Here is a 19,324-nt window from a genome sequence, read left to right on the forward strand (position 1 = left end):
CATGCTTCTCGCTCTTATCTGCACAGACAAAACAGGCGCACTGGAAACACGCAAAGAAAACCGTGATGCGCACCTCGCCTATATCGCTGACACGGGCGTTGTGGCCATGGCAGGACCATTGCTCGACACAGCTGGCGAAATGGCTGGCTCGCTTCTCATCCTTGATGTGGAAGATGCAGCCGCCGCCGAGAGCTGGGCGGCAAACGACCCCTACGCCAAGGCGGGCCTCTTTTCAGACGTGCGCATCCAACCTTGGAAAAAGGTCATCGGCTGATGCGCCACTGGCTCTTCAAATCAGAGCCCGACACATGGGGCTGGGCCGACCAGGTGGCAAAGGGCGCAATGGGCGAAGAATGGGATGGCGTGCGCAACTACCAAGCCCGCAATTTCATGCGCGACATGCGCTTGGGCGACCTTGGCTTCTTTTACCACAGCCAGTCTGAAAAGGCGGTGGTCGGAATTGTCGAGATAATCGCCGAGGCCCACCCCGACAGCAAGACAGATGATCCGCGTTGGGAGTGTGTGGATATCAAAGCTCTCCGCCCCTTTGCGCAGCCCGTCACGCTGGCGATGATCAAGGCAGAGCCGCAGCTGGCCGATATGCCGCTGGTCAAAAGCCCGCGGCTCTCTGTGCAGCCTGTGACAGACGCCGAGTGGAAGCTCATCTGCGCGATGGGCAAAACCGAAGCGTAACGAGTGGCAAAATAAAAAGAGGGTTCACACCTGACAGAATCTGGCTGAACCCTCTTTCTCCCCACGTGCTCCCTAACCACCACACGCGAATTCTAATCTGGGTCCGGCCATACTGACTCGGGCAAGTTCAACCTAGCCCAAGACAGGCCAGCTGCCTAATGCCAACTGTTTAAAAGATAGCTCAAATAGAAAACGCCCGCCTCTCGGGGCGGGCGCTTTCAAGAATTTGCTCAGGCTCAGCCGTAAACGGCTTCTTTGCCAAAATGCTTTGTCAGCATGTAGTAGACAACGGCGCGATACTTGTTGCGCTCTGATTTGCCATAGACTTCCAGAACAGCGTTGATGCCTTCCATAAGCTGCGGGCTGTCTGCAAGGCCGAGCTTTTTCTTGAGGAAATTTTCCTTCACGGTTTCAAGCTCGCTTGGCTGCGACCCAGCAACCGTTGACGCATCTGCATTGTAGATAGCAGGCCCGCATCCAATGGTCACTTTTGTCAAAAGATCCATATCTGGTGTCATGCCACATTTGTTCTTCAGATCATCCGCATACTGCGCGATCAGATCATCTCTTTTACCCATAGTCCTCGTACTCCCAGTATTTTCACGTCGCCGCCGCATGTAAAATAACGCTCCGGCGCTGTGAGGAGCCTACTGTCACTTAGCCCCCAGACAAAGGGAAAATTTGGCCAAACACGTCATCAGTGAGAACACACCCATAACAACTCATTGGGCGGAAAGGCTTTCTAATAAGCGTCATAGCACATCTTGAACCGCTCACAGCGGCTTCCCATATCCCAGTCACTACATGCGACTCATTTGATTCAATCACTCAGGGCCTGACATGACAAAGAAGACATATCCCATAACACCAGCTGCGCGCGTGACCATGCCCTGTGGCGAAGAGCTCAACCTGACCCGCCCCCGCAGCGAAGGTGTTATGTCTGATCAAGAGCTGGCCTTTTGCCGCGCCAATAACATTTCTCTTGCCTATGATCCTGTGCAGATCGGCTGGATATCGGCTCTGGCCGAAGATGACTTTTCACCAACCTTCCGCAAAAACGAGCGCAGCAAACGCAGCGCCGTGGCCCTCATGCCGCAGGTCAATGCGCTCCACCCGCAGTACCGCCTCCGCGCCTGGACAGAGCATGACCTCTCCACTTACGTAGACATGCTCGACGATCCTGAGGTCTGGGCCTTTATGCCCGAAGCCTACCCCGACCCGCTCACGCCCGAGGCCGCCGCAGCCCTCATCGAGCTGTCAAACGCAAGCAACCACCATCAGGTTTTTGCAGTGCTGCGCAATGCAAAGCCCGTGGGGCAAGTGCGGCTCTTGTTTGACATCGATCCGCTCAACCCAGCAACAGCCGAGATCAGCTATTGGCTCGGTCGCACACATTGGGGCAAAGGCATTGGCTCTGATATTGTGAAGCTCTTCACCAAACGTTGCTTCAACGACAACATCGGGATCACCAAGCTCATAGCCCGCGTTCACCGCGACAATGGCGCATCTGCCGCTGTGCTCACCAAAGCAGGCTACATGCTTCAAGGTCACGACCCCAAAGATGAGGGCTGGACGCTTTTTGCAAAGCACCGCTAACACCCTCAAAAAAGCATGAAAAAGCCCCGCAGAGCAAAGCGCTTTGCGGGGCTTTTCTATTTTGAAAGCGCTTACGTTTAGTAGCGGTAGTGCTCAGGCTTGAAGGGGCCTTCAGGCGACACGCCGATATAGGCCGCTTGCTCGGGGTCCATCTTCGTGAGTTTTACGCCAATACGGTCAAGGTGCAGGCGCGCCACTTTTTCGTCCAGATGCTTTGGCAAAATGAAGACACCGGGCTGATACTCGTCGCTCTTGGTCCACAGCTCGATCTGCGCCAAAACCTGATTGGTGAACGATGCAGACATCACAAACGAGGGGTGGCCCGTCGCGTTGCCGAGGTTCAGCAAGCGGCCTTCCGACAAGAGGATCAAACGGTTGCCGTTTGGCATCTCGATCATATCGACCTGTTCTTTGATGTTCGTCCACTTGTGGTTCTTCAGTGAAGCCACCTGAATTTCGTTGTCAAAGTGACCAATGTTGCCAACAATCGCCATGTCCTTCATCTCGCGCATGTGCTCGATACGGATCACGTCTTTGTTGCCTGTCGTGGTGATGAAGATATCGGCCGTTGCGACAACATCTTCCAGTGTTGTGACCTGAAACCCGTCCATCGCCGCTTGCAACGCGCAGATCGGATCAACTTCGGTCACGATCACGCGCGCACCAGCACCAGCCAGCGACGCGGCAGAGCCTTTGCCCACATCGCCATACCCCATCACAACGGCAACTTTACCCGCCATCATCGTATCCGTGGCGCGGCGGATGCCGTCTACGAGGCTCTCTTTACAGCCGTATTTGTTGTCGAACTTCGACTTGGTGACAGAGTCGTTCACATTGATCGCAGGGAACGGCAGCTGGCCGTTTTTGAACAGTTCATAGAGACGGTGCACACCCGTGGTCGTCTCTTCGGAAACACCAACGATCTGGTCGCGCATTTTGGTGAACCAGCCGGGAGATGCTTCGAGGCGCTTCTTGATCTGCGCCTTGATGGCGACCTCTTCTTCAGACTGTGGCACAGCAATAACGTCTTCCCCCGCTTCGGCGCGCGCGCCAAGCAAGATATAGAGCGTCGCATCGCCCCCATCATCGAGGATCAGGTTCGGCCCCTCTGGGAACATGAAGGATTTGTCGAGATAGTCCCAATGCTCTTCCAGCGACTGGCCCTTGATCGCGAAGACAGGCGTGCCGCCCGCCGCAATCGCCGCCGCCGCGTGGTCCTGCGTGGAGAAAATGTTGCAGGAAGCCCAGCGCACATCTGCACCCAGCTCAACAAGCGTTTCAATCAAAACAGCGGTCTGGATGGTCATGTGGAGAGAGCCGACAATGCGCGCGCCTTTGAGCGGCTGCGCTTCGCCATATTCTTTCCGCAGCGCCATCAGGCCCGGCATTTCTGTTTCGGCAATATCAAGCTCTTTGCGACCAAAGTCCGCAAGCGCGATGTCTTTTACAATATAGTCTGATGACATGGGGATACCTGTATTAAGCTGATTTGGCTTGCACCTATCAGCTTATGATTTTCTGCGCAATCTTGCCCGCCAGTCAGCCCGTGCGGCCTGACACTTTGGTCAGTGCAAGTGGCCCCTGCCAGTCTGTTCCCGTGGCAAGAATACAGGCTTCACCAGCCGTGTCTGTGCTGATCACAGTAAATGTGCCTGTCTCCGCCGAAGCCCAGACCTCCACAACAGCCGATGCACCGTGCAGGCCACCCCCGGCAAGCTCTTCCTGAAAGTTGCTCTTTAGCCGCTCCACCATCACATCACGTGATGCGCAGCTGTCCGCATAGGCTGGCAGCGATGTCAAAATGGCCGCCATACCCAACAAAAGCGCAAACATGCGCTTGGTGTTAATTCGCTCGATCATGCCAAGCTCCTCGATTTGCTCTCAATACTAGGCCTATTAATTGGCCCTTGTGGTCAGTTCCCTGATCCAGTGGTCAGATTTTCCCGATCCACACCCTTACAATATGAGTTAAATGTGGCAAGAAAAGGGCGCAGTCACACACAGGCATCGAAAAATGGCAAAATCATCTCCAAAACAAGCCCGCGCTTGGCAGCGTATGCTTTCTGGCCGCAGGCTCGACCTGCTTGATCCAACCCCGATGGATATCGAAATCGAAGATATCGCCCACGGCCTCGCCTTTGTCGCGCGCTGGAACGGGCAGACTCTGGGCGATTTTGCTTACTCCGTCGCCGAGCACTCCCTGCTCGTTGAGGCTCTCTTTGCCCGCATCGTGCCAAAAGCAGATCCGAAATGGCGTCTTGCCGCCCTTTTGCACGACGCCCCCGAATATGTGATCGGCGATATGATCTCGCCCGTGAAAAACGCCATTGGCCCGGGCTATGAAGAGCTTGATGAGCGCCTCACCGCCGCCATTCATATCCGCTTCGGCCTGCCGGCCAAAACACCCGTACAGATCAAAAAGCAGATCAAAAAAGCTGACAGCCTGTCAGCTTGGCTCGAAGCCACACAGATCGCCGGCTTCTCCGCTGAAGAGGCTAACAAGTTCTTTGGCGCGCCCGATCCTGCCTTGCTCAAAGACCTCAGCATCTCGCTGCGCCCGCCAGTCGAAGTGCGCGAAGAGTTCACAGCCCGCCACAACGCCCTCTTGGCAGAAATCGGCTGATGCATCTACGCCACGCCACTTTGGCCGATGCCCGCCAGCTGGCCGATCTGCTCAACACAATCATAAAGGAGGGCGGCACCACCGCCCTCACAACGCCGCTCACCCGTGCGGAAATGGACGGCTGCATAGGCTCTAATCCAGCCCAAAATGCCTTTCTCATGGCAGAAGACAGATCAGGCAACGCCCTTGGCTTTCAAGCCATCGGAGCGCGCGCAACCTTGCCACCCGAGGCCTGCGACATCGCCACCTTCACACTCAAAGGCAAAGCCCAGCTTGGCATCGGCTCAGCCCTCTTTGAAGAGACCCGCAAGGCAGCTCAGGCGCTTGGATATAGCTGGATCAACGCAACCATCCTGTTTCAGAATGAAGGGGGTCGCGCCTACTATCAGTCGCGCGGGTTCGAGCCTTACAAATCCACGGCCGAACGCGTCTTTATGCGGTATAATCTTCGCTGATCAGGGCTAGCTCCGCCTCAGAGAGCGGCCCCCAGTCTTCGCTGCGCCTGAGGAAACCATGCCGCTTCAGCAAACGTCCAATGACCTCAAAATCCAGCTCGCTCACATCGCGCTTCTTGCCGACTGTCACCTCGGCCGCGTCTGACAGTGCGTTGATCACCAGCGGCTTGGCCTTGGTAAAGCTCGCCAAATGCCGCCGCAAAGAGCGGCTCGCCACGCGCTCGCGCCGCAAGATCATCGCGACGCTCTGCGCTTTTGTGCCCACCATCGCAAAAAGATGGAGCGCCGAGCCATCCAGCGCCACAATCCGCTTGGCGGCCTTATAGCGGGCGATCTGCTCGCGCAGGCTGTGCTTTTCTGGCCAGAAAACACTGTATCCCGCCTCTTCCATTCGGGCGTCCAACAGCTCTTCGCCCACAAAGCCACCCTTCTCAAGCGGCTGGAAGGCACGCGAAATAAACAGGTCGTCTGGCCCCTCCGGCGCAATATCCTTGGCAAAGTTCGCCGCAATATATCGGCGGAAAATCCGTGTGCCCTGGGCAATCTCCCCCAAGCCAAACCCCTGACCGGGGATCACAAGCGCCTCCACATCGGTGGTGTCGCTCACCACCTTCACAGGCACATCACCAACCAAGAGCCGCAGATACTCGCGCTCAAAATCCTGAAGCGCGAGCTGGGCACGCGTCACAAAAACAATGCCCTCGATCTCGTCACGATAGCGCGTCATGGCCCAGAGCCGCGCAATGCTCTGCATCTGGAAATGCCCGAAATGGTGGTAAAGCACGCCGCCCCAAAGCCACTTTCCTGCCAGCGTGGCCTCTGCAAATTCGGGGTAAGCTGGGGGGTGGGTGATGCGCTCGTCGCGCCGCCAGGTGGCCGCAGAGGGCACATCCTGACCATCCGCATCAAAAACAGCTGTGGTGATAATCCGCCCGTCAATGTCTTGTGGCGGAACGATACGCACATGCGCAAACTCTAGCGCTGTCTGCGACCAGCCCCCCTTGGGGCTGGGTGGCTCTGTCGCATCGCGCGTCACGTCACTTCGGGCTGCGCTTTGCCAGAATACGCTGGAGCGTGCGGCGGTGCATGTTCAGCCTCCGCGCTGTCTCGCTGACATTGCGGTCACACAGCTCATAAACCCGCTGGATATGCTCCCAGCGCACACGGTCAGCGCTCATCGGGTTTTCCGGGGGCGGTGGCAGCTCGCTGCCATTGGCCAGTAGCGCATTGGTGATGTCTTTGGCATCCGCAGGCTTGGAAAGATAATCTGTCGCCCCGATTTTGACTGCGGCCACAGCCGTGGCAATCGCACCGTAACCTGTCAGCACCACAACACGGCTGTCGGGGCGTTTCTCCCGAATGACTTCAACCACATCAAGCCCGTTACCATCTTCAAGCCGCAAGTCGCACACCGCGTAAGCGGGCGGGCGGGCCGTGGCAATCGCCTTGCCAGCAGCAACAGAACCAGCTGTTTCCACTTCAAATCCGCGTTTTTCCATAGCTTTGGCCAGACGGCGTAAAAACGGCTCGTCATCATCGACGAGCAAGAGGGACTTGTCTTCCCCAATATCAAGAGACTCTTCGGACACCTGACGACACTCCCCATTTGCGCATGTTATAAGTCTTAGCTTGCCCCCAGCCGCCCGTCAAACGGCGCGGCTCAAAGCGCGTTGATAAAGCACTGTACCCGGTCAGCCATTTGCTGGGGTGTTTCCTCACGCTTGAAAAAGTCGAGAAAGCCCTGCTCTGGAGTCATAAGGTAAGTGAAGGTCGAGTGGTCAACGAGATAAAACTCCTCGTCGCCCTCCTCTGGCTCCTGCTTTTTGAAATAGGTGCGGTAGGCCATGCTCGCGGCTTTCACCTGTTCTTCTGTGCCCGTCAGCCCGATCATCTCGGGGTGCATCACATCGGTAAACTCGGCCAAAGAGGCTGGCGTGTCGCGCTCGGGATCAATCGAGATAAACACAGTGCCCACATCAAGCCCGCGCTCTTCCAGTATCACAGCCGCCTCGCCGTTGCGGGCGGTGTCGAGCGGGCAAACATCTGGGCAAAAAGTATAACCAAAGTAGACCAGCGTTGGCTTGGTGATCACGTCTTTGTCCGTCACAGTCGCGCCCGTTTCATCAACAAGCTCGAACGGCCCACCAATCGAGGCAGAACCGCCCGCAACATTGCCAACACGGCACTCTGCCAGGGCGTCGCTCGCGCCGCCGGTAAATTGCGTGGCCGCCAAAGTGCCAACAATAACCGCCCCGGCAACAACAACAGCGCCAATCGCCAAATTACGTGACATAGGTCTTCCTTTCCCGCAGCTTTCTCAGCATGCTTATGCTTCAATGTATCATTTAGGCTCCAAAACAGCACATGCAACCAGACAATACGTCTCATTCCCGCTCCGACAGCCAGCTTCCCGAAGGGTTGCGTCGCGGCAACTACATCCGCCTGCGCACGATTATCTGGCTGCGGTGGGCCGCTGTCTTTGGCCAGCTCACAGCGCTTTTTGTTGCGGAACGCTATTATAACCTGCGTTTGGAGGTGGGCCTGTTCTACCTCGTGGTTGGCGCATCGGTGCTCGCCAACCTGATTTCCATGTTCGTTTTTCCACAAAACCGCCGCCTCTCCGAGCAGGAAAACTTTTTTATGGTTTTGTTTGATCTTTTGCAGCTCGGCGCTCTGCTTTATCTTGCAGGCGGGCTCAACAACCCGTTTTCCATCCTGATTGTTGGCCCCGTGGCTGTTTCTGCGGCTGTGCTCTCAAGTCGCAGCACCATTGTGCTTGGCCTCATCACACTCATGATCGCAACGATCCTCACGCAACATTACTACCCACTGCGCACCAGTGAGGGGCTCGTCCTGCGCATTCCAGAAATCTTTGTCTTTGGCACATGGGCTGCCGTTGTCATCGCCGTTGTGTTCCTCGGCGTCTACGTGCGCCGCATCGCACAAGACGCCAACGCCATGTCAGAGGCCTTTCAAGCAGCGCAACTGGCCTTGTCACGAGAGCAAAAGCTGACAGACCTTGGCGGGGTCATCGCCGCTGCCGCCCACGAGCTGGGCACGCCGCTGGCCACGATCAAACTCACCAGCTCCGAGCTGATCGACGAGTTTCCCGAAGGCAGCGAGCTGCGCGAAGATATCGAGCTGATTGCAACACAGGCCGACCGCTGCCGCGATATCCTCCGCTCTATGGGCCGCGCTGGCAAAGATGATCTCTACATGCGCCAAGCGCCCGTCACGGCCGTGGTGCAAGAGGCCGCCAGCCCTCACGCCGACCGCGGCAAGATGCTCCACTTCTCCGAAGACAGCAGCGACGGCACATTCCAGCCCGAAATCTACCGAAAACCCGAGATCATCCACGGCTTGCGCAACCTTGTTCAAAACGCCGTTGATTTTTCGCGTGCGAACGTCTGGGTCGAAACCCTCTGGAGCGGCGACAGCATCACCATCCGCATTCAAGATGACGGTGGCGGCTACCCTCCCAGCATGATCGGCAGAATAGGCGACCCTTTCATGCGCAGGCGCAGCAATTCACAGACCCGCGCGCGCCAAACCGCATATGAAGGCATGGGGCTGGGCCTCTTCATTGCCAAGACTTTGCTCGAGCGCACAGGTGCCGAGCTAAACTTCGCCAACGGCCCCGACGCCTCACGCAGCGCGCCAAGCGGCCCCCAGCGTTCGGGGGCTCTTGTGATTGTGCGCTGGAGCCTTGCAGATATAGCCGTTGATACGAGCACGGGCCGCACACCACTGGGAGAAAACGAACTCTTCAAGCTTTAAAGGATTTGTTAAGACTTAACCTTTAATTAACTCAAATTAAGCCAAACTGCCCCGAGGAGCAGTGTCGCAACACACAGGAAAAGACCGCCATGTTAGATCAATCAACTCTCTTGGTTATTCTGGCGGCGGGCTTGGGCACTGCCATCGTGGTGTTTGCGCTGCTCGCGGTCTTTTCAACAAGCTCACGCGCCACCCCCCGTCGAACCAACCAGCACCTTGAGAACCCGTGGATGCGCTTTGAGGGCGAGACATGCACCGGCGCCAACCCCTCAGCTCTTGAAATTGTAGGCGTCAGCAGCTTGGCCAAGCTTGATTGGTCCAAAGCGCACGAGGCATTGGCCCCGCGGTTTTCAGGCCTCCCCACAACCCTGAAAGCACCAGACGATGGCGACCAGGTCGAACGCTTTGTTGCCCGCTTTCCTGACGACAGCGCCAAAGTTCAGCTCGACTACAAGGGCACAGACGTAACCCTTTCAATCGTCGAAGACGCCCCCGCAACACCCGCTGACCGCCACATGACATTTGTTCAACGCGGCAACATTGCGATGCGCGAGGATTCAATAAACAAACTCGTGCACCCCACATGGGCCACGCGCAATGGCGAGATCTTCTGGACAAACAAGGCCTTCCGCACACTCCAGAAAGCGCGCAAGCAAGCCGAGGGCGAAGACGCTGATGTTTTTGAGTTTGATATCCACAAATCACTCGGAGGAGAGCAGGCGCGCACCTCGATCACCACCGGTTTTGCACAAGACGAGGTGCACTGGTTTGACATCACCAGCGTTGAGTTCGGGGCAGGTGCTTTTTTGCATTGCGCCGTAAATGTGAACGGTCTCATCACCGCCGAAACCACCCAGCGCAAATTTGTTCAGACCCTGGCCAAGACATTTGCCCAGCTGTCCACTGGCCTCGCGATCTTTGATCGCAACAGGCGGCTCGTACTCTTCAACCCCGCTCTGGTTGACCTCACATCGCTGCCTGCGCACTTCCTGTCAGGCCAGCCCAATCTGCAAAACTTCTTTGATCGCCTGCGCGACAACAGAATTATGCCCGAGCCAAAAGATTATTCGTCTTGGCGTCGCCAGATCGCCGATCTTGTCGTCCAGTCGTCAAACGGCCGCTATCAAGAGACATGGCGCCTGCCCAATGGCCTCACCTACCGCATCGCTGGCCGCCCCCATCCTGACGGGGCCATCGCTATTCTGATCGAAGATATCAGCGTTGAAATGTCGCTCACCCAGCGCTTCAAAGGGCAGGTCGAGCTGCGCGAAACAGCGCTTCAAGCTTTGGGCGACGCTGTGGTTTGCTTTGAGCAAGACGGCACGATCTCGCTCTGGAATGAAGCCTTTACCGAATTTCTCGGCTTGCCCGCAGGCACGCCCGCTTCCAGCCACTCTCTCGCTTCGGTCACCCAGCTCTGGAAAGAAAAGCTCGCCCCCGGAACCGTGCGCAACACCCTGTCAGCGCGCCTGCGCAACGCGGGCGAGCAGCAAGGCAGCTTCACATTGGCTGATGGCACAGAGCTGCCCTATGAGCTGCGCATCCATGATGGCAACGCAACCATCATTTCGCTGCGCACCTCCATACTGGATACGCCAGCCAAAGCCGGTCAGGCCCCATCGCTTTCAGCCCTCTAAAACCGCTTGCAGCGCCGCGGCGCACGGGTCATCTTTGCAGGCATGGCGCAACTAGACAAAACCATCACGCTTGGCAGCGCAAGCGCCACCACACGCTTCGCCGAGGCCCTCGGTGCAGAGCTGGCCGCGGGCGATATTATCCTGCTTGAAGGCGGTATCGGCGCAGGCAAAACCCACCTTGCGCGCGCGCTTATCCTGTCGCGCCTGCCCCTGCCCGAGGATGTGCCCTCACCCACCTTCACCTTGGTACAAACCTATGATGCAGGCGCTGTCGAGCTCTGGCATGCTGACCTTTACCGCCTCACGGATACCTCCGAGCTGGAAGAGCTGGGCCTCACCGACGCATTTGAAGAGGCCATCTGCCTAATCGAGTGGCCCGACCGCCTCGGCAGCCTGCGCCCGGCTTCCGCCCTCACCCTCCGCCTTGACCTCACACCAGAGGAAGGCGAAAGAACCCTGCATATGACCGGCCCCGCGCGCTGGTCTTTTCTCAATGAGCTCGCATTCGCATGACCCAGCGCCTTGATCTGTCTACCGCCTTTCTCTCTGCTTCTGGCTGGGGCAGCGCCGCCCGTGCGCCACTGGCAGGCGATGCCTCAAACCGCCGCTACGAGCGCCTCACCGCAGCCGACGGAACCCCCGCCGTGCTGATGGACGCGCCCCCCGAAAAGGGAGAGGATGTGCGCCCCTTCGTGGCCATCGCAGACTATCTCACAAGCCTTGGCCTCTCGGCCCCGCGCATCCTTGCGGCCGATGAGGCAAACGGCTTTCTACTCCTAGAAGATCTCGGCGATGATCTCTTTGCGCGCGTGGTGGTGAAAACCCCCGCGCTTGAGGCAGATCTTTATACCGCCGCAACCGATGTGTTGCTGGCGCTTCACCAGCACACACCACCACAGCTTGCACCCTATGATGCGCCCGTCATGGCCGACATGGCCGCGCTCGCCTACCGCTGGTATGGCGCTCAAAACACAGGCGCGCTGGATCGCCAGTCCGCCGCCTTCCACAGCGCCTTTCAAGCGCTTCTGGCCGAGCATATCCCGGCTCCCACAGTGCTCATCCAGCGCGATTATCACGCCGAAAACCTGCTCTGGCTCCCCGGGCGCAGAGGCGCTGCCCGCGTGGGCCTGCTTGATTTTCAAGATGCCATGTTGGGCCACCCCGCCTATGATCTTGTCTCGCTGTTGCAAGACGCCCGCCGCGATGTGCCTATTGAGGTCGAGCAAGAGATGCTGGCCTATTACATCGCGCAAAGCGGCCATGAGGCCGAGAGTTTTACAGCCGCCTATGCTCTCCTCGGTGCCCAGCGCAACCTGCGTATTCTGGGTGTATTTGGCCGCCTGTCGCTGCACGCCAACAAACCCCACTACGTGGATTTCATCCCGCGTGTCTGGGGCTACCTGCTGCGAGATCTGGCCCACCCCGTTCTGGCCCCTGTGCGCGCCCAGCTCCTTGCCGATTTGCCCGCGCCCTCCAGCGCGCTCCTCACAGAATTGAAAGATAAATGCGGAACAGTCCCAACGCTCTGATGATTTTTGCCGCTGGTTTTGGCACACGTATGGGCGCGCTCACCGCGCACCAGCCCAAACCCATGGTCAAAGTCGCTGGCAAGCCCCTGATTGACCACACGCTAGAGCTTGCCGCGCCGCTTGGCCTTAACACTGTCGTGAACCTTCACTACCTGCCCCATGTGCTTGAAGCCCACCTTGCAGGCAGCGGCGTGACCACCCTCACAGAAACACCCGATATTCTGGAAACAGGCGGCGGCTTGCGCAACGCGCGCAGCGCTCTGGGCAGCGGCCCGAGCTTTACGCTCAACTCCGATGCGCTGTGGCACGGGCCCAACCCGCTCAAGATGCTCAGCGCCGCTTGGAACCCCGATGATATGGATGCGCTTCTCCTGCTCATCCCCCACGCAAACGCGCTTGGCCACACAGGTCAGGGTGATTTCATCCTGGCCCCCAACGGCCAGATCACGCGCGGCGCTGGCCTCGTCTACTCTGGCGCGCAGATCATAAAACCCGAGCTGACAGAAGAGATCCCCGAGCGCGCCTTTTCGCTCAATCTTGTCTGGGACAAGCTGCTCGCCACAGGCCGTATCTACGGCCTGCCCTACACGGGCCAGTGGTGTGACGTTGGCTCCCCCGAAGGCATCACCCGCGCCGAAAGGATGCTCGATGACACCGCTCTTTAACGGCACTGATACACCCCAAGTCTTTGGTACGCCCCTCGGGGCCGACTTCCCCCGCGCGCTGGTTGAGGCGCTGCGCACAGCCTACGCAGGCCAGCCCCCCGAAGCCCTCGCGCGGGTGCAACTCGTGCTCAACACCCGCCGCATGGCCCGCCGCGTGAGCGAGCTGTTTGATGAAGGCGGCGCGCTCCTTTTGCCGCGCATCTCGCTTATCTCCGATCTCGCAGCACTCGATCCGCTCAGCACTCTCCCCGCCGCAGAGCCAGCGCTCCAAACCAAGCTGGAGCTTGCGGTTATCATCCGCTCGCTCATCGAGAATGAAACCAAAAGCAGCGGCCAGACCGCCATCGCGCCCCGCGAAGCCGCGTTTGATCTGGCCGAAAGCCTGACAGCTCTCATGGGCGAAATGCACGAAGAGGGCGTCCCCCCCGAAGCCATTGCGCAGCTTGATGTGAGCGACCAATCCGGCCACTGGCAGCGCACGCAGACGTTCCTCAACATCGTGCATGGCTACGCCGCCAGCCGCGCAGGCCTCACCACTGCCGCCCGCAGCCGCCTGATCACCGAGGCACTCATGGCTCGCTGGGGCGCCCTGCCGCCCAAAGATCCGATCATTATCGCTGGCTCCACAGGCTCCCGTGGCCTCACAGGGGCGCTCATGCGCGCGGTCTCAAAGCTGCCGCAAGGGGCCATTGTCCTGCCCGGCTATGACTTTGCCTTCGCACAAGGTGCATGGCCAAAGCTCTCAGACGGCGCCATGTCAGAAGACCACCCGCAATACCGCTTTCACGCGCTGCTCTCAGCGCTCAAGCAAGCCCCCCAAGACGTGCAGCGCTGGCCCGCAGGCAAGGCACCCTCCGAGGCGCGCAACAGCTTGGTCTCGCTCGCGCTGCGCCCCGCGCCCGTCACCGACCAATGGATCAGCGAAGGCCCCGAGGCCGCGCTCATCGCCGCCGAAGCCACAAGCGGCATCACCCTGCTCGAAGCCAGCGCCCAGCGCGAAGAGGCGCTCGCCATCGCCCTGCGCCTGCGCCAAGCCACAGAAGACGGCATCCAAGCCGCGCTCATCACACCTGACCGTGGCCTCTCGCGGCAGGTCACGGCCGCATTGGCCCGCTGGGGTATCACCCCTGATGACAGCGCTGGCGAGCCGCTACACCTCTCGCCCGTGGGCCGCTTTCTGCGCCATGTGCTCGATGTGATAAGCCCCCGCGCCCTGACCGCCGAGGCGCTCATCACACTGCTCAAGCACCCGCTCTGTAACGCGCTGCAAGAGCGCGGCACACACCTGCGCTACACCCGCGAGCTTGAGCTGTACATCCGCCGCAAGGGCGTCCCCATGCCCGACGCCGACACGCTTCTGGCATGGTCAACCGCCCACAAAGACGAGGCCGCGCGCGACTGGGCTGCATGGGTCGCCTCTGCCTTCTTTGCCGAGGGGCTTGAGGGCGAGCACCCGTTTGCCGACCTGCTCCAGACCCACATCGCCACAGCCGAGGCGCTCGCCCTTGGCCCTGCCGAGGCCGAGACACCGCTCTGGCAAAAAGACGATGGCGAAGAAGCCCAAAAGCTCATCCGCGAGCTGACCGCCTGCGCCGCATCAGGCGGCGACATGAGCCATTATGACTACGCCAATCTGATCGACTCCGCCCTCTCTTCCAAAGAAGTGCGGCGCGGCGAGGCCGCCCATTCCGGCGTGCTGATCTGGGGGACGCTCGAAGCCCGTGTGCAAGGCATCGACCTTCTCATTCTCGCAGGTCTCAATGAAGGCAGCTGGCCCGAAGCCCCCGCGCCCGACCCGTGGCTCAACCGCAAAATGCGCGCCGAAGTGGGGCTCTTGCTGCCCGAGCGGCGCATCGGCCTTTCGGCGCATGACTTCCAACAAGCTATTGCCGCCAAAGAGGTCTGGCTCACCCGCGCCCACAAGTCTGATGATGCCGAGACAGTCCCCTCCCGCTGGGTGATCCGCCTCACCAACCTGCTCTCTGGTCTGCCCCAAAAGCGCGGCGAAAAAGCGCTTGAAGACATGCGCGCCCGCGCCACCAAATGGCTCGCCTTTGCCAAACAGATCGACGCGCCTGCGGCAGATGTGCCCCTCGCCAAACGCCCCGCGCCTGTGCCCCCCGTCGCAACGCGTCCTCGGAAGCTTTCGATCACCAAAATCCAGACCCTCATTCGCGACCCCTACGCCATCTACGCGCGCCACGTGCTCAAACTTCAGCCGCTCAACCCGCTGCAAAAAATGCCCGATGCGCTGTTGCGCGGGATCACGCTGCACACGGTGATGGAAGAGTTTGTCAAAGCCGCCAAAGCTGACCCCGGCTTGCGCACCCGCGCCACGCTCAGCCAGCTTGCCCGCGATATCCTCGCGCGCGACGTGCCTTGGCCTGCCGCGCGGCTCATCTGGCTGGCCCGCTTTGAAAAGGTGATCGACGGTTTTCTGGCCGAAGAGGCCGCGCGTGCCGCCAACGGCGCATTTCTACGCGCCGAGGCAGAAGGTGCGCTTGAGTTGCAAGACATCGGCTTCACGCTCACAGGCAAAGGCGACAGGTTTGACCGCCTCGAAGATGGCACACTGGCAATCTATGATTACAAGACAGGGGCACCCCCCAGCGTGAACGTGCGCAAACACTTTGACAAACAGCTCCCGCTCTCGGCCCTTATGGCCGTTGAAGGCGCGTTCAAGGATATTCCCGCTGAAAGCGTCGGCAAGCTGGCCTACATCGGCCTTGGCACAAACGCTGGCGAAGCTGTGTTCGACCCCAAGGAATACGACACCGGCACCATCCTCGCCGAGTTCAAAGAGCTGATCGGGGCCTTTATGGACCCCGACAAAGGCTACCCCTCGCGCCGCGCCATTCAGAGCGAAGAGTTTGAAGGCGACTATGACCACCTCGCCCGCTACGGCGAGTGGAGCAGCGCAGACACCCCGGAGAAAGAGGTGCTGGCATGACCGCGATCCCAAACGACGCCACCATCGCCCAGATCGATGCAGCCCGCCCCGAAACCTCGACCTGGCTTTCGGCCAACGCTGGCTCGGGCAAAACCCGTGTTCTGACAGACCGTGTCGCGCGGCTCTTGCTGGAGGAGGTCGATCCGCAGAATATCCTCTGCCTCACCTACACCAAGGCCGCGGCCTCGGAGATGCAAAACCGCCTGCTCAAGCGCTTGGGCACATGGGCCATGAAGCCCGACGCCGAGCTACAGGCAGAGCTGGCCGAGCTTGGCGCCGCCAAAGCGGCTGATGCGGGCTACTATAAAAACGCCCGCCGCCTCTTTGCCAAAGCGATCGAAACACCGGGTGGCCTGCGCATCCAGACAATCCACTCGTTCTGCGCCTCGCTCCTGCGCCGCTTCCCCCTTGAGGCGGGCGTGACACCCCAGTTCACCGAGCTGGACGACCGCACCTCAGCCCAGCTGCGCGAGCAAGTGGCCGATGACCTGTCATCCTCGGAAGACGCGCAGGTGATGCTCGATATTATCGCTCACCTCGGTGGGAATGATTTTGAGAAATTCACCGCCAGTATCGTCTCTAACAAGGCCAAATTTGCCAAAGAGCTGACACGAGAAGAGCTTTGCGCCAGCGTCAATATTCCCGCAAGCCTCACCCTTGATACTCTGGTGTCAGACGTGTTCCTTGGCAATGAAAGCGACTTGGTTTCAGCCATCCTCACAGCCCTCGCCGCTGGCTCCAAAAACGATATAAAGACCCACGCCAAGCTTGCCAAATTTACAGGGCCAAGCCTCTCGTCTCTGTCGCTTCTTGAATCTGTCTTTCTCACGGGCAGCAGCGCAAAAGAGCCTTTCCGTGCCAAACTCAATGACTACGCGACCAATGATACGCGCAAAGCACTCGACCACCTCGCAACCCAGATAGAAGCCTTCATCCTACGTATCGAGGCCGCCCGCGCACGCCGCATTGCCCTCGGTGCGGTGGAAAGCACCCTCGCGCTCCACGCCTTCGCCCGCGCATTTCTCGCGCGCTACGACGCCGCCAAACAGGCGCGCGGCTGGCTTGATTTTGACGACCTCATCCTCAAAACCAAAGCGCTTCTCACCAATCCGCAGGTGGCCGAATGGGTGCTCTACCGCCTCGATGGCGGGATCGACCACATCCTTGTGGACGAAGCCCAAGACACCTCACCCGAGCAATGGGCCGTGATCGAAGAGCTCGCCCGCGAGATCACCTCGGGCCAAGGCGCGCAGGGCGACAAGCCGCGCACCATCTTTGTGGTGGGCGACAAAAAGCAGTCGATCTACTCGTTTCAGGGCGCTGACGCCGCCGAATTCAGCCGCATGCAAAACGTCTTCCAGGACAAGCTCGCCCTGCACGACGAGCCGCTGCACCCGCGCAACCTTGCCTATTCCTTCCGCTCTGCCCCTGCGGTGCTCAACACCGTTGATGCCGTGTTTGACCAGCGCGGCGATGCAGGCTTTGAAGAAGATGCGCGCCACATCGCCTTTCACAAGACAATGCCTGGCCGCGTGGATATCTGGCCACTGGTCGAAAAGGCCGCAAAGTCGGAAGACCTACCGTGGTACGAGCCGCTCGACATCCTTACACCGGATGACCCTGTCTCGATCTTGTCCGCCCAGATCGCGGCCAGCATCAAAGAGATGATCGACAGCAAAACCCTCATCCCCACCGAGGCCAAAGAAGGCGAATGGCAAGGCCGCCCCGTGCATGAGGGCGACTTTCTCATCCTGCTTCAGCGCCGCTCGGCGCTCTTTCACGAGATCATCCGCGCCTGCAAGGAAGCGGGCCTCAAAGTGGCAGGGGCCGACAGGCTGCGCATTGGCGAACAGATCGCCGTGAAAGATATCACAGCGCTGCTCAAGTTTCTCGCCACGCAGGAAGATGACCTCTCGCTTGCCGCCGCCCTGCGCTCACCGCTCTTTGGCTGGTCAGAGCAGGATCTGTTCACACTGGCGTCCTCGCGCAAAGGCTACCTCTGGGAGGCTCTTCGCGCAGAAACAGAGACACATCCTGAGACATTGGCCATCCTCAACGACATGCGCCGCGTAACCGACTTTTTGCGCCCCTATGATCTGATCGAGCGGCTGCTCACCCGCCACAAGGGCCGCCAGAACATCCTCGCGCGCCTCGGCTACGAGGCCGAAGATGCCGTTGATGCTTTCCTTGCCCAAGCGCTCAACTACGAGCGCAGCGCCGTGCCCTCACTCACAGGCTTTCTCAGCTGGCTCGAAAGCGACGACCCCGAAATCAAACGCCAGACAGAGGCAGGCGGCCAGCGCATCCGCGTGATGACAGTGCATGGCTCCAAAGGCCTCGAAGCACCCATCGTCATCATGCCTGATACAGCCGACCGCAAGAATGATTTCAAGGGCCAGATCGTCTCGTCAGGCGAAACCGCTTATTACAAACACAGCAAGGAAGACACACCGCCCGAGCTGCAAGAGGCCGTCGACATGAAGACAGAGGCCCAGCAAGCCGAGCGTGAGCGCCTGCTCTATGTCTCCATGACACGCGCCGAGAAATGGCTCATCGTGGCTGCAGCAGGCGAGGTCAAGAACGGCAAGAGCTGGTATCACAGCATCACCGAGGCCGCCAAAACACTGCCTTTCGAAGGCCACATCGCCGCAGGCCAGCTTATCCAGCGGCTTGAAACAGGCGACTGGTCAGCGCTGCGCAATGCGTCTGTGCCCCAAACGCCCGAAGACAGTATCGCACTTGAGCCTCACTTCGCCCAACGCGCCCCCGCTGGTGCGCCCCAGCCCCAAAGCGCCTCTGCCTCCAAGCTACCGGGGGCCAAGGCGCTCGCTGGCGAGACAGGCCAGGACGAGACCACCGCCAAGCGCTACGGAACCAAGGTTCACCTGCTGCTTGAGCACCTGCCCAACGCGCCCGCAAGTGACCACACAGCGCTCGTGCAAACGCTTCTTGCAGGCTTTGATGCGCCCGAAGAAAACGCCACCGCCTTTGCCGAGGCCCGCGCCGTTCTGGCCGAACCTGCGCTGGCGCATATCTTCGCTGAAACCGCTCTGACAGAAGTGGCACTCAGCGCGCCCAGCGCCACATTGGGCAAGCGCCTGCACGGCATCGTTGACCGCCTCATCGTGAGCGACAGTGAGGTGCTCGCAATCGACTTCAAAACAAACGCTGTGGTGCCTGCCAGCGCAGAAGAAACACCCGTTGGCGTGTTGCGCCAAATGGGCGCATATGCCGAGGCGCTGGCGCTGATCTATCCGGATCATACCATCCAAACAGCCATCCTTTGGTCAAAAACGCCCAAACTGATGACACTGCCTCATGATCTTGTGATGAGCGCCTATCAGGCCACTGGCTATCTTGACGACACGCCCCCGGCTACCTAGGTTCGCCCCAAGCCAA

Annotated in this window: 18 protein-coding genes; 12 read left to right on the plus strand and 6 right to left on the minus strand. The window is 59.4% G+C overall.

Annotated features, from left to right (window positions below):
* The first annotated feature begins 1 nt into the window (after nucleotide 1).
* On the plus strand, nucleotides 2-274 hold the full coding sequence (locus ACTG3X_RS09575; protein ID WP_439111037.1) for a YciI family protein: 273 nt from the start codon (nucleotides 2-4) through the stop codon (nucleotides 272-274).
* Entirely contained in the window at nucleotides 274-693 is a 420-nt protein-coding gene (locus ACTG3X_RS09580; RefSeq protein ID WP_439111038.1) for an EVE domain-containing protein, read from the plus strand. Before ACTG3X_RS09575 ends, ACTG3X_RS09580 begins: the two co-directional genes overlap by 1 nt.
* Nucleotides 694-929: 236 nt before the next feature.
* Here ACTG3X_RS09580 and ACTG3X_RS09585 read toward each other — a convergent pair whose 3' ends face one another.
* Nucleotides 930-1,271: a DUF2853 family protein gene (locus ACTG3X_RS09585; protein ID WP_439111039.1), complete on the minus strand. Its 342-nt coding sequence runs from the start codon at nucleotides 1,269-1,271 to the stop codon at nucleotides 930-932.
* A 262-nt stretch (nucleotides 1,272-1,533) separates the two neighbouring features.
* Here ACTG3X_RS09585 and ACTG3X_RS09590 point away from each other — a divergent pair, with 262 nt between their 5' ends.
* Nucleotides 1,534-2,289: a GNAT family N-acetyltransferase gene (locus ACTG3X_RS09590; protein WP_439111040.1), complete on the plus strand. Its 756-nt coding sequence runs from the start codon at nucleotides 1,534-1,536 to the stop codon at nucleotides 2,287-2,289.
* A 77-nt stretch (nucleotides 2,290-2,366) separates the two neighbouring features.
* Here ACTG3X_RS09590 and ahcY read toward each other — a convergent pair whose 3' ends face one another.
* Nucleotides 2,367-3,755, minus strand: a complete 1,389-nt coding sequence (gene ahcY, locus ACTG3X_RS09595) for an adenosylhomocysteinase (protein WP_439111041.1) — start codon at nucleotides 3,753-3,755, stop codon at nucleotides 2,367-2,369.
* 73 nt (nucleotides 3,756-3,828) lie between these two features.
* Complete coding sequence (locus ACTG3X_RS09600; RefSeq protein WP_439111042.1) at nucleotides 3,829-4,149, minus strand: hypothetical protein; 321 nt, start codon at nucleotides 4,147-4,149, stop codon at nucleotides 3,829-3,831.
* 154 nt (nucleotides 4,150-4,303) lie between these two features.
* Here ACTG3X_RS09600 and ACTG3X_RS09605 point away from each other — a divergent pair, with 154 nt between their 5' ends.
* Nucleotides 4,304-4,912 carry an HD domain-containing protein gene (locus tag ACTG3X_RS09605; RefSeq protein ID WP_439111043.1) on the plus strand — a complete coding sequence of 203 codons (609 nt, stop codon included), beginning with the start codon at nucleotides 4,304-4,306 and terminating at the stop codon, nucleotides 4,910-4,912.
* Entirely contained in the window at nucleotides 4,912-5,367 is a 456-nt protein-coding gene (locus ACTG3X_RS09610) for a GNAT family N-acetyltransferase (protein ID WP_439111044.1), read from the plus strand. Before ACTG3X_RS09605 ends, ACTG3X_RS09610 begins: the two co-directional genes overlap by 1 nt.
* Here ACTG3X_RS09610 and ACTG3X_RS09615 read toward each other — a convergent pair.
* The 3 genes from ACTG3X_RS09615 to ACTG3X_RS09625 all read right to left on the minus strand — a co-directional run bounded on the left by ACTG3X_RS09615 (nucleotide 5,345) and on the right by ACTG3X_RS09625 (nucleotide 7,660).
* Nucleotides 5,345-6,403, minus strand: a complete 1,059-nt coding sequence (locus tag ACTG3X_RS09615) for a glycosyltransferase 61 family protein (protein ID WP_439111045.1) — start codon at nucleotides 6,401-6,403, stop codon at nucleotides 5,345-5,347. The genes ACTG3X_RS09610 and ACTG3X_RS09615 overlap by 23 nt on opposite strands.
* A gap of 1 nt (nucleotide 6,404) precedes the next feature.
* Nucleotides 6,405-6,956, minus strand: coding sequence for an ActR/PrrA/RegA family redox response regulator transcription factor (locus tag ACTG3X_RS09620; RefSeq protein ID WP_439111046.1), 552 nt, complete (start codon nucleotides 6,954-6,956; stop codon nucleotides 6,405-6,407).
* Nucleotides 6,957-7,027: 71 nt separating this feature from the next.
* Nucleotides 7,028-7,660 (minus strand): SCO family protein, encoded by a 633-nt coding sequence (locus tag ACTG3X_RS09625; RefSeq protein WP_439111047.1) that lies wholly within the window; start codon nucleotides 7,658-7,660, stop codon nucleotides 7,028-7,030.
* Nucleotides 7,661-7,731: 71 nt separating this feature from the next.
* Here ACTG3X_RS09625 and regB point away from each other — a divergent pair, with 71 nt between their 5' ends.
* The 7 genes from regB (at nucleotide 7,732) to addA (ending at nucleotide 19,308) form a co-directional block, all read left to right on the plus strand.
* Complete coding sequence (regB, locus tag ACTG3X_RS09630; protein ID WP_439111048.1) at nucleotides 7,732-9,144, plus strand: sensor histidine kinase RegB; 1,413 nt, start codon at nucleotides 7,732-7,734, stop codon at nucleotides 9,142-9,144.
* Between the two features lie 89 nt (nucleotides 9,145-9,233).
* On the plus strand, nucleotides 9,234-10,781 hold the full coding sequence (locus ACTG3X_RS09635; protein ID WP_439111049.1) for a PAS-domain containing protein: 1,548 nt from the start codon (nucleotides 9,234-9,236) through the stop codon (nucleotides 10,779-10,781).
* A 42-nt stretch (nucleotides 10,782-10,823) separates the two neighbouring features.
* Nucleotides 10,824-11,294: a tRNA (adenosine(37)-N6)-threonylcarbamoyltransferase complex ATPase subunit type 1 TsaE gene (tsaE, locus tag ACTG3X_RS09640; protein ID WP_439111050.1), complete on the plus strand. Its 471-nt coding sequence runs from the start codon at nucleotides 10,824-10,826 to the stop codon at nucleotides 11,292-11,294.
* Nucleotides 11,291-12,310, plus strand: a complete 1,020-nt coding sequence (locus ACTG3X_RS09645; protein ID WP_439111051.1) for an aminoglycoside phosphotransferase family protein — start codon at nucleotides 11,291-11,293, stop codon at nucleotides 12,308-12,310. The genes tsaE and ACTG3X_RS09645 overlap by 4 nt, the downstream gene beginning before the upstream one ends.
* A complete protein-coding gene (locus ACTG3X_RS09650) occupies nucleotides 12,286-12,975 on the plus strand; it encodes a nucleotidyltransferase family protein (RefSeq protein WP_439111052.1) in 690 nt (229 codons plus the stop codon). Before ACTG3X_RS09645 ends, ACTG3X_RS09650 begins: the two co-directional genes overlap by 25 nt.
* A complete protein-coding gene (addB, locus tag ACTG3X_RS09655; protein WP_439111053.1) occupies nucleotides 12,959-15,925 on the plus strand; it encodes a double-strand break repair protein AddB in 2,967 nt (988 codons plus the stop codon). The genes ACTG3X_RS09650 and addB overlap by 17 nt, the downstream gene beginning before the upstream one ends.
* A complete protein-coding gene (gene addA, locus ACTG3X_RS09660; RefSeq protein ID WP_439111054.1) occupies nucleotides 15,922-19,308 on the plus strand; it encodes a double-strand break repair helicase AddA in 3,387 nt (1,128 codons plus the stop codon). Before addB ends, addA begins: the two co-directional genes overlap by 4 nt.
* Nucleotides 19,309-19,324 lie beyond the last annotated feature (16 nt).

Origin of the sequence: Lentibacter sp., assembly GCF_965658795.1 — a bacterium.
In the GTDB taxonomy this organism is placed as follows: domain Bacteria; phylum Pseudomonadota; class Alphaproteobacteria; order Rhodobacterales; family Rhodobacteraceae; genus Lentibacter.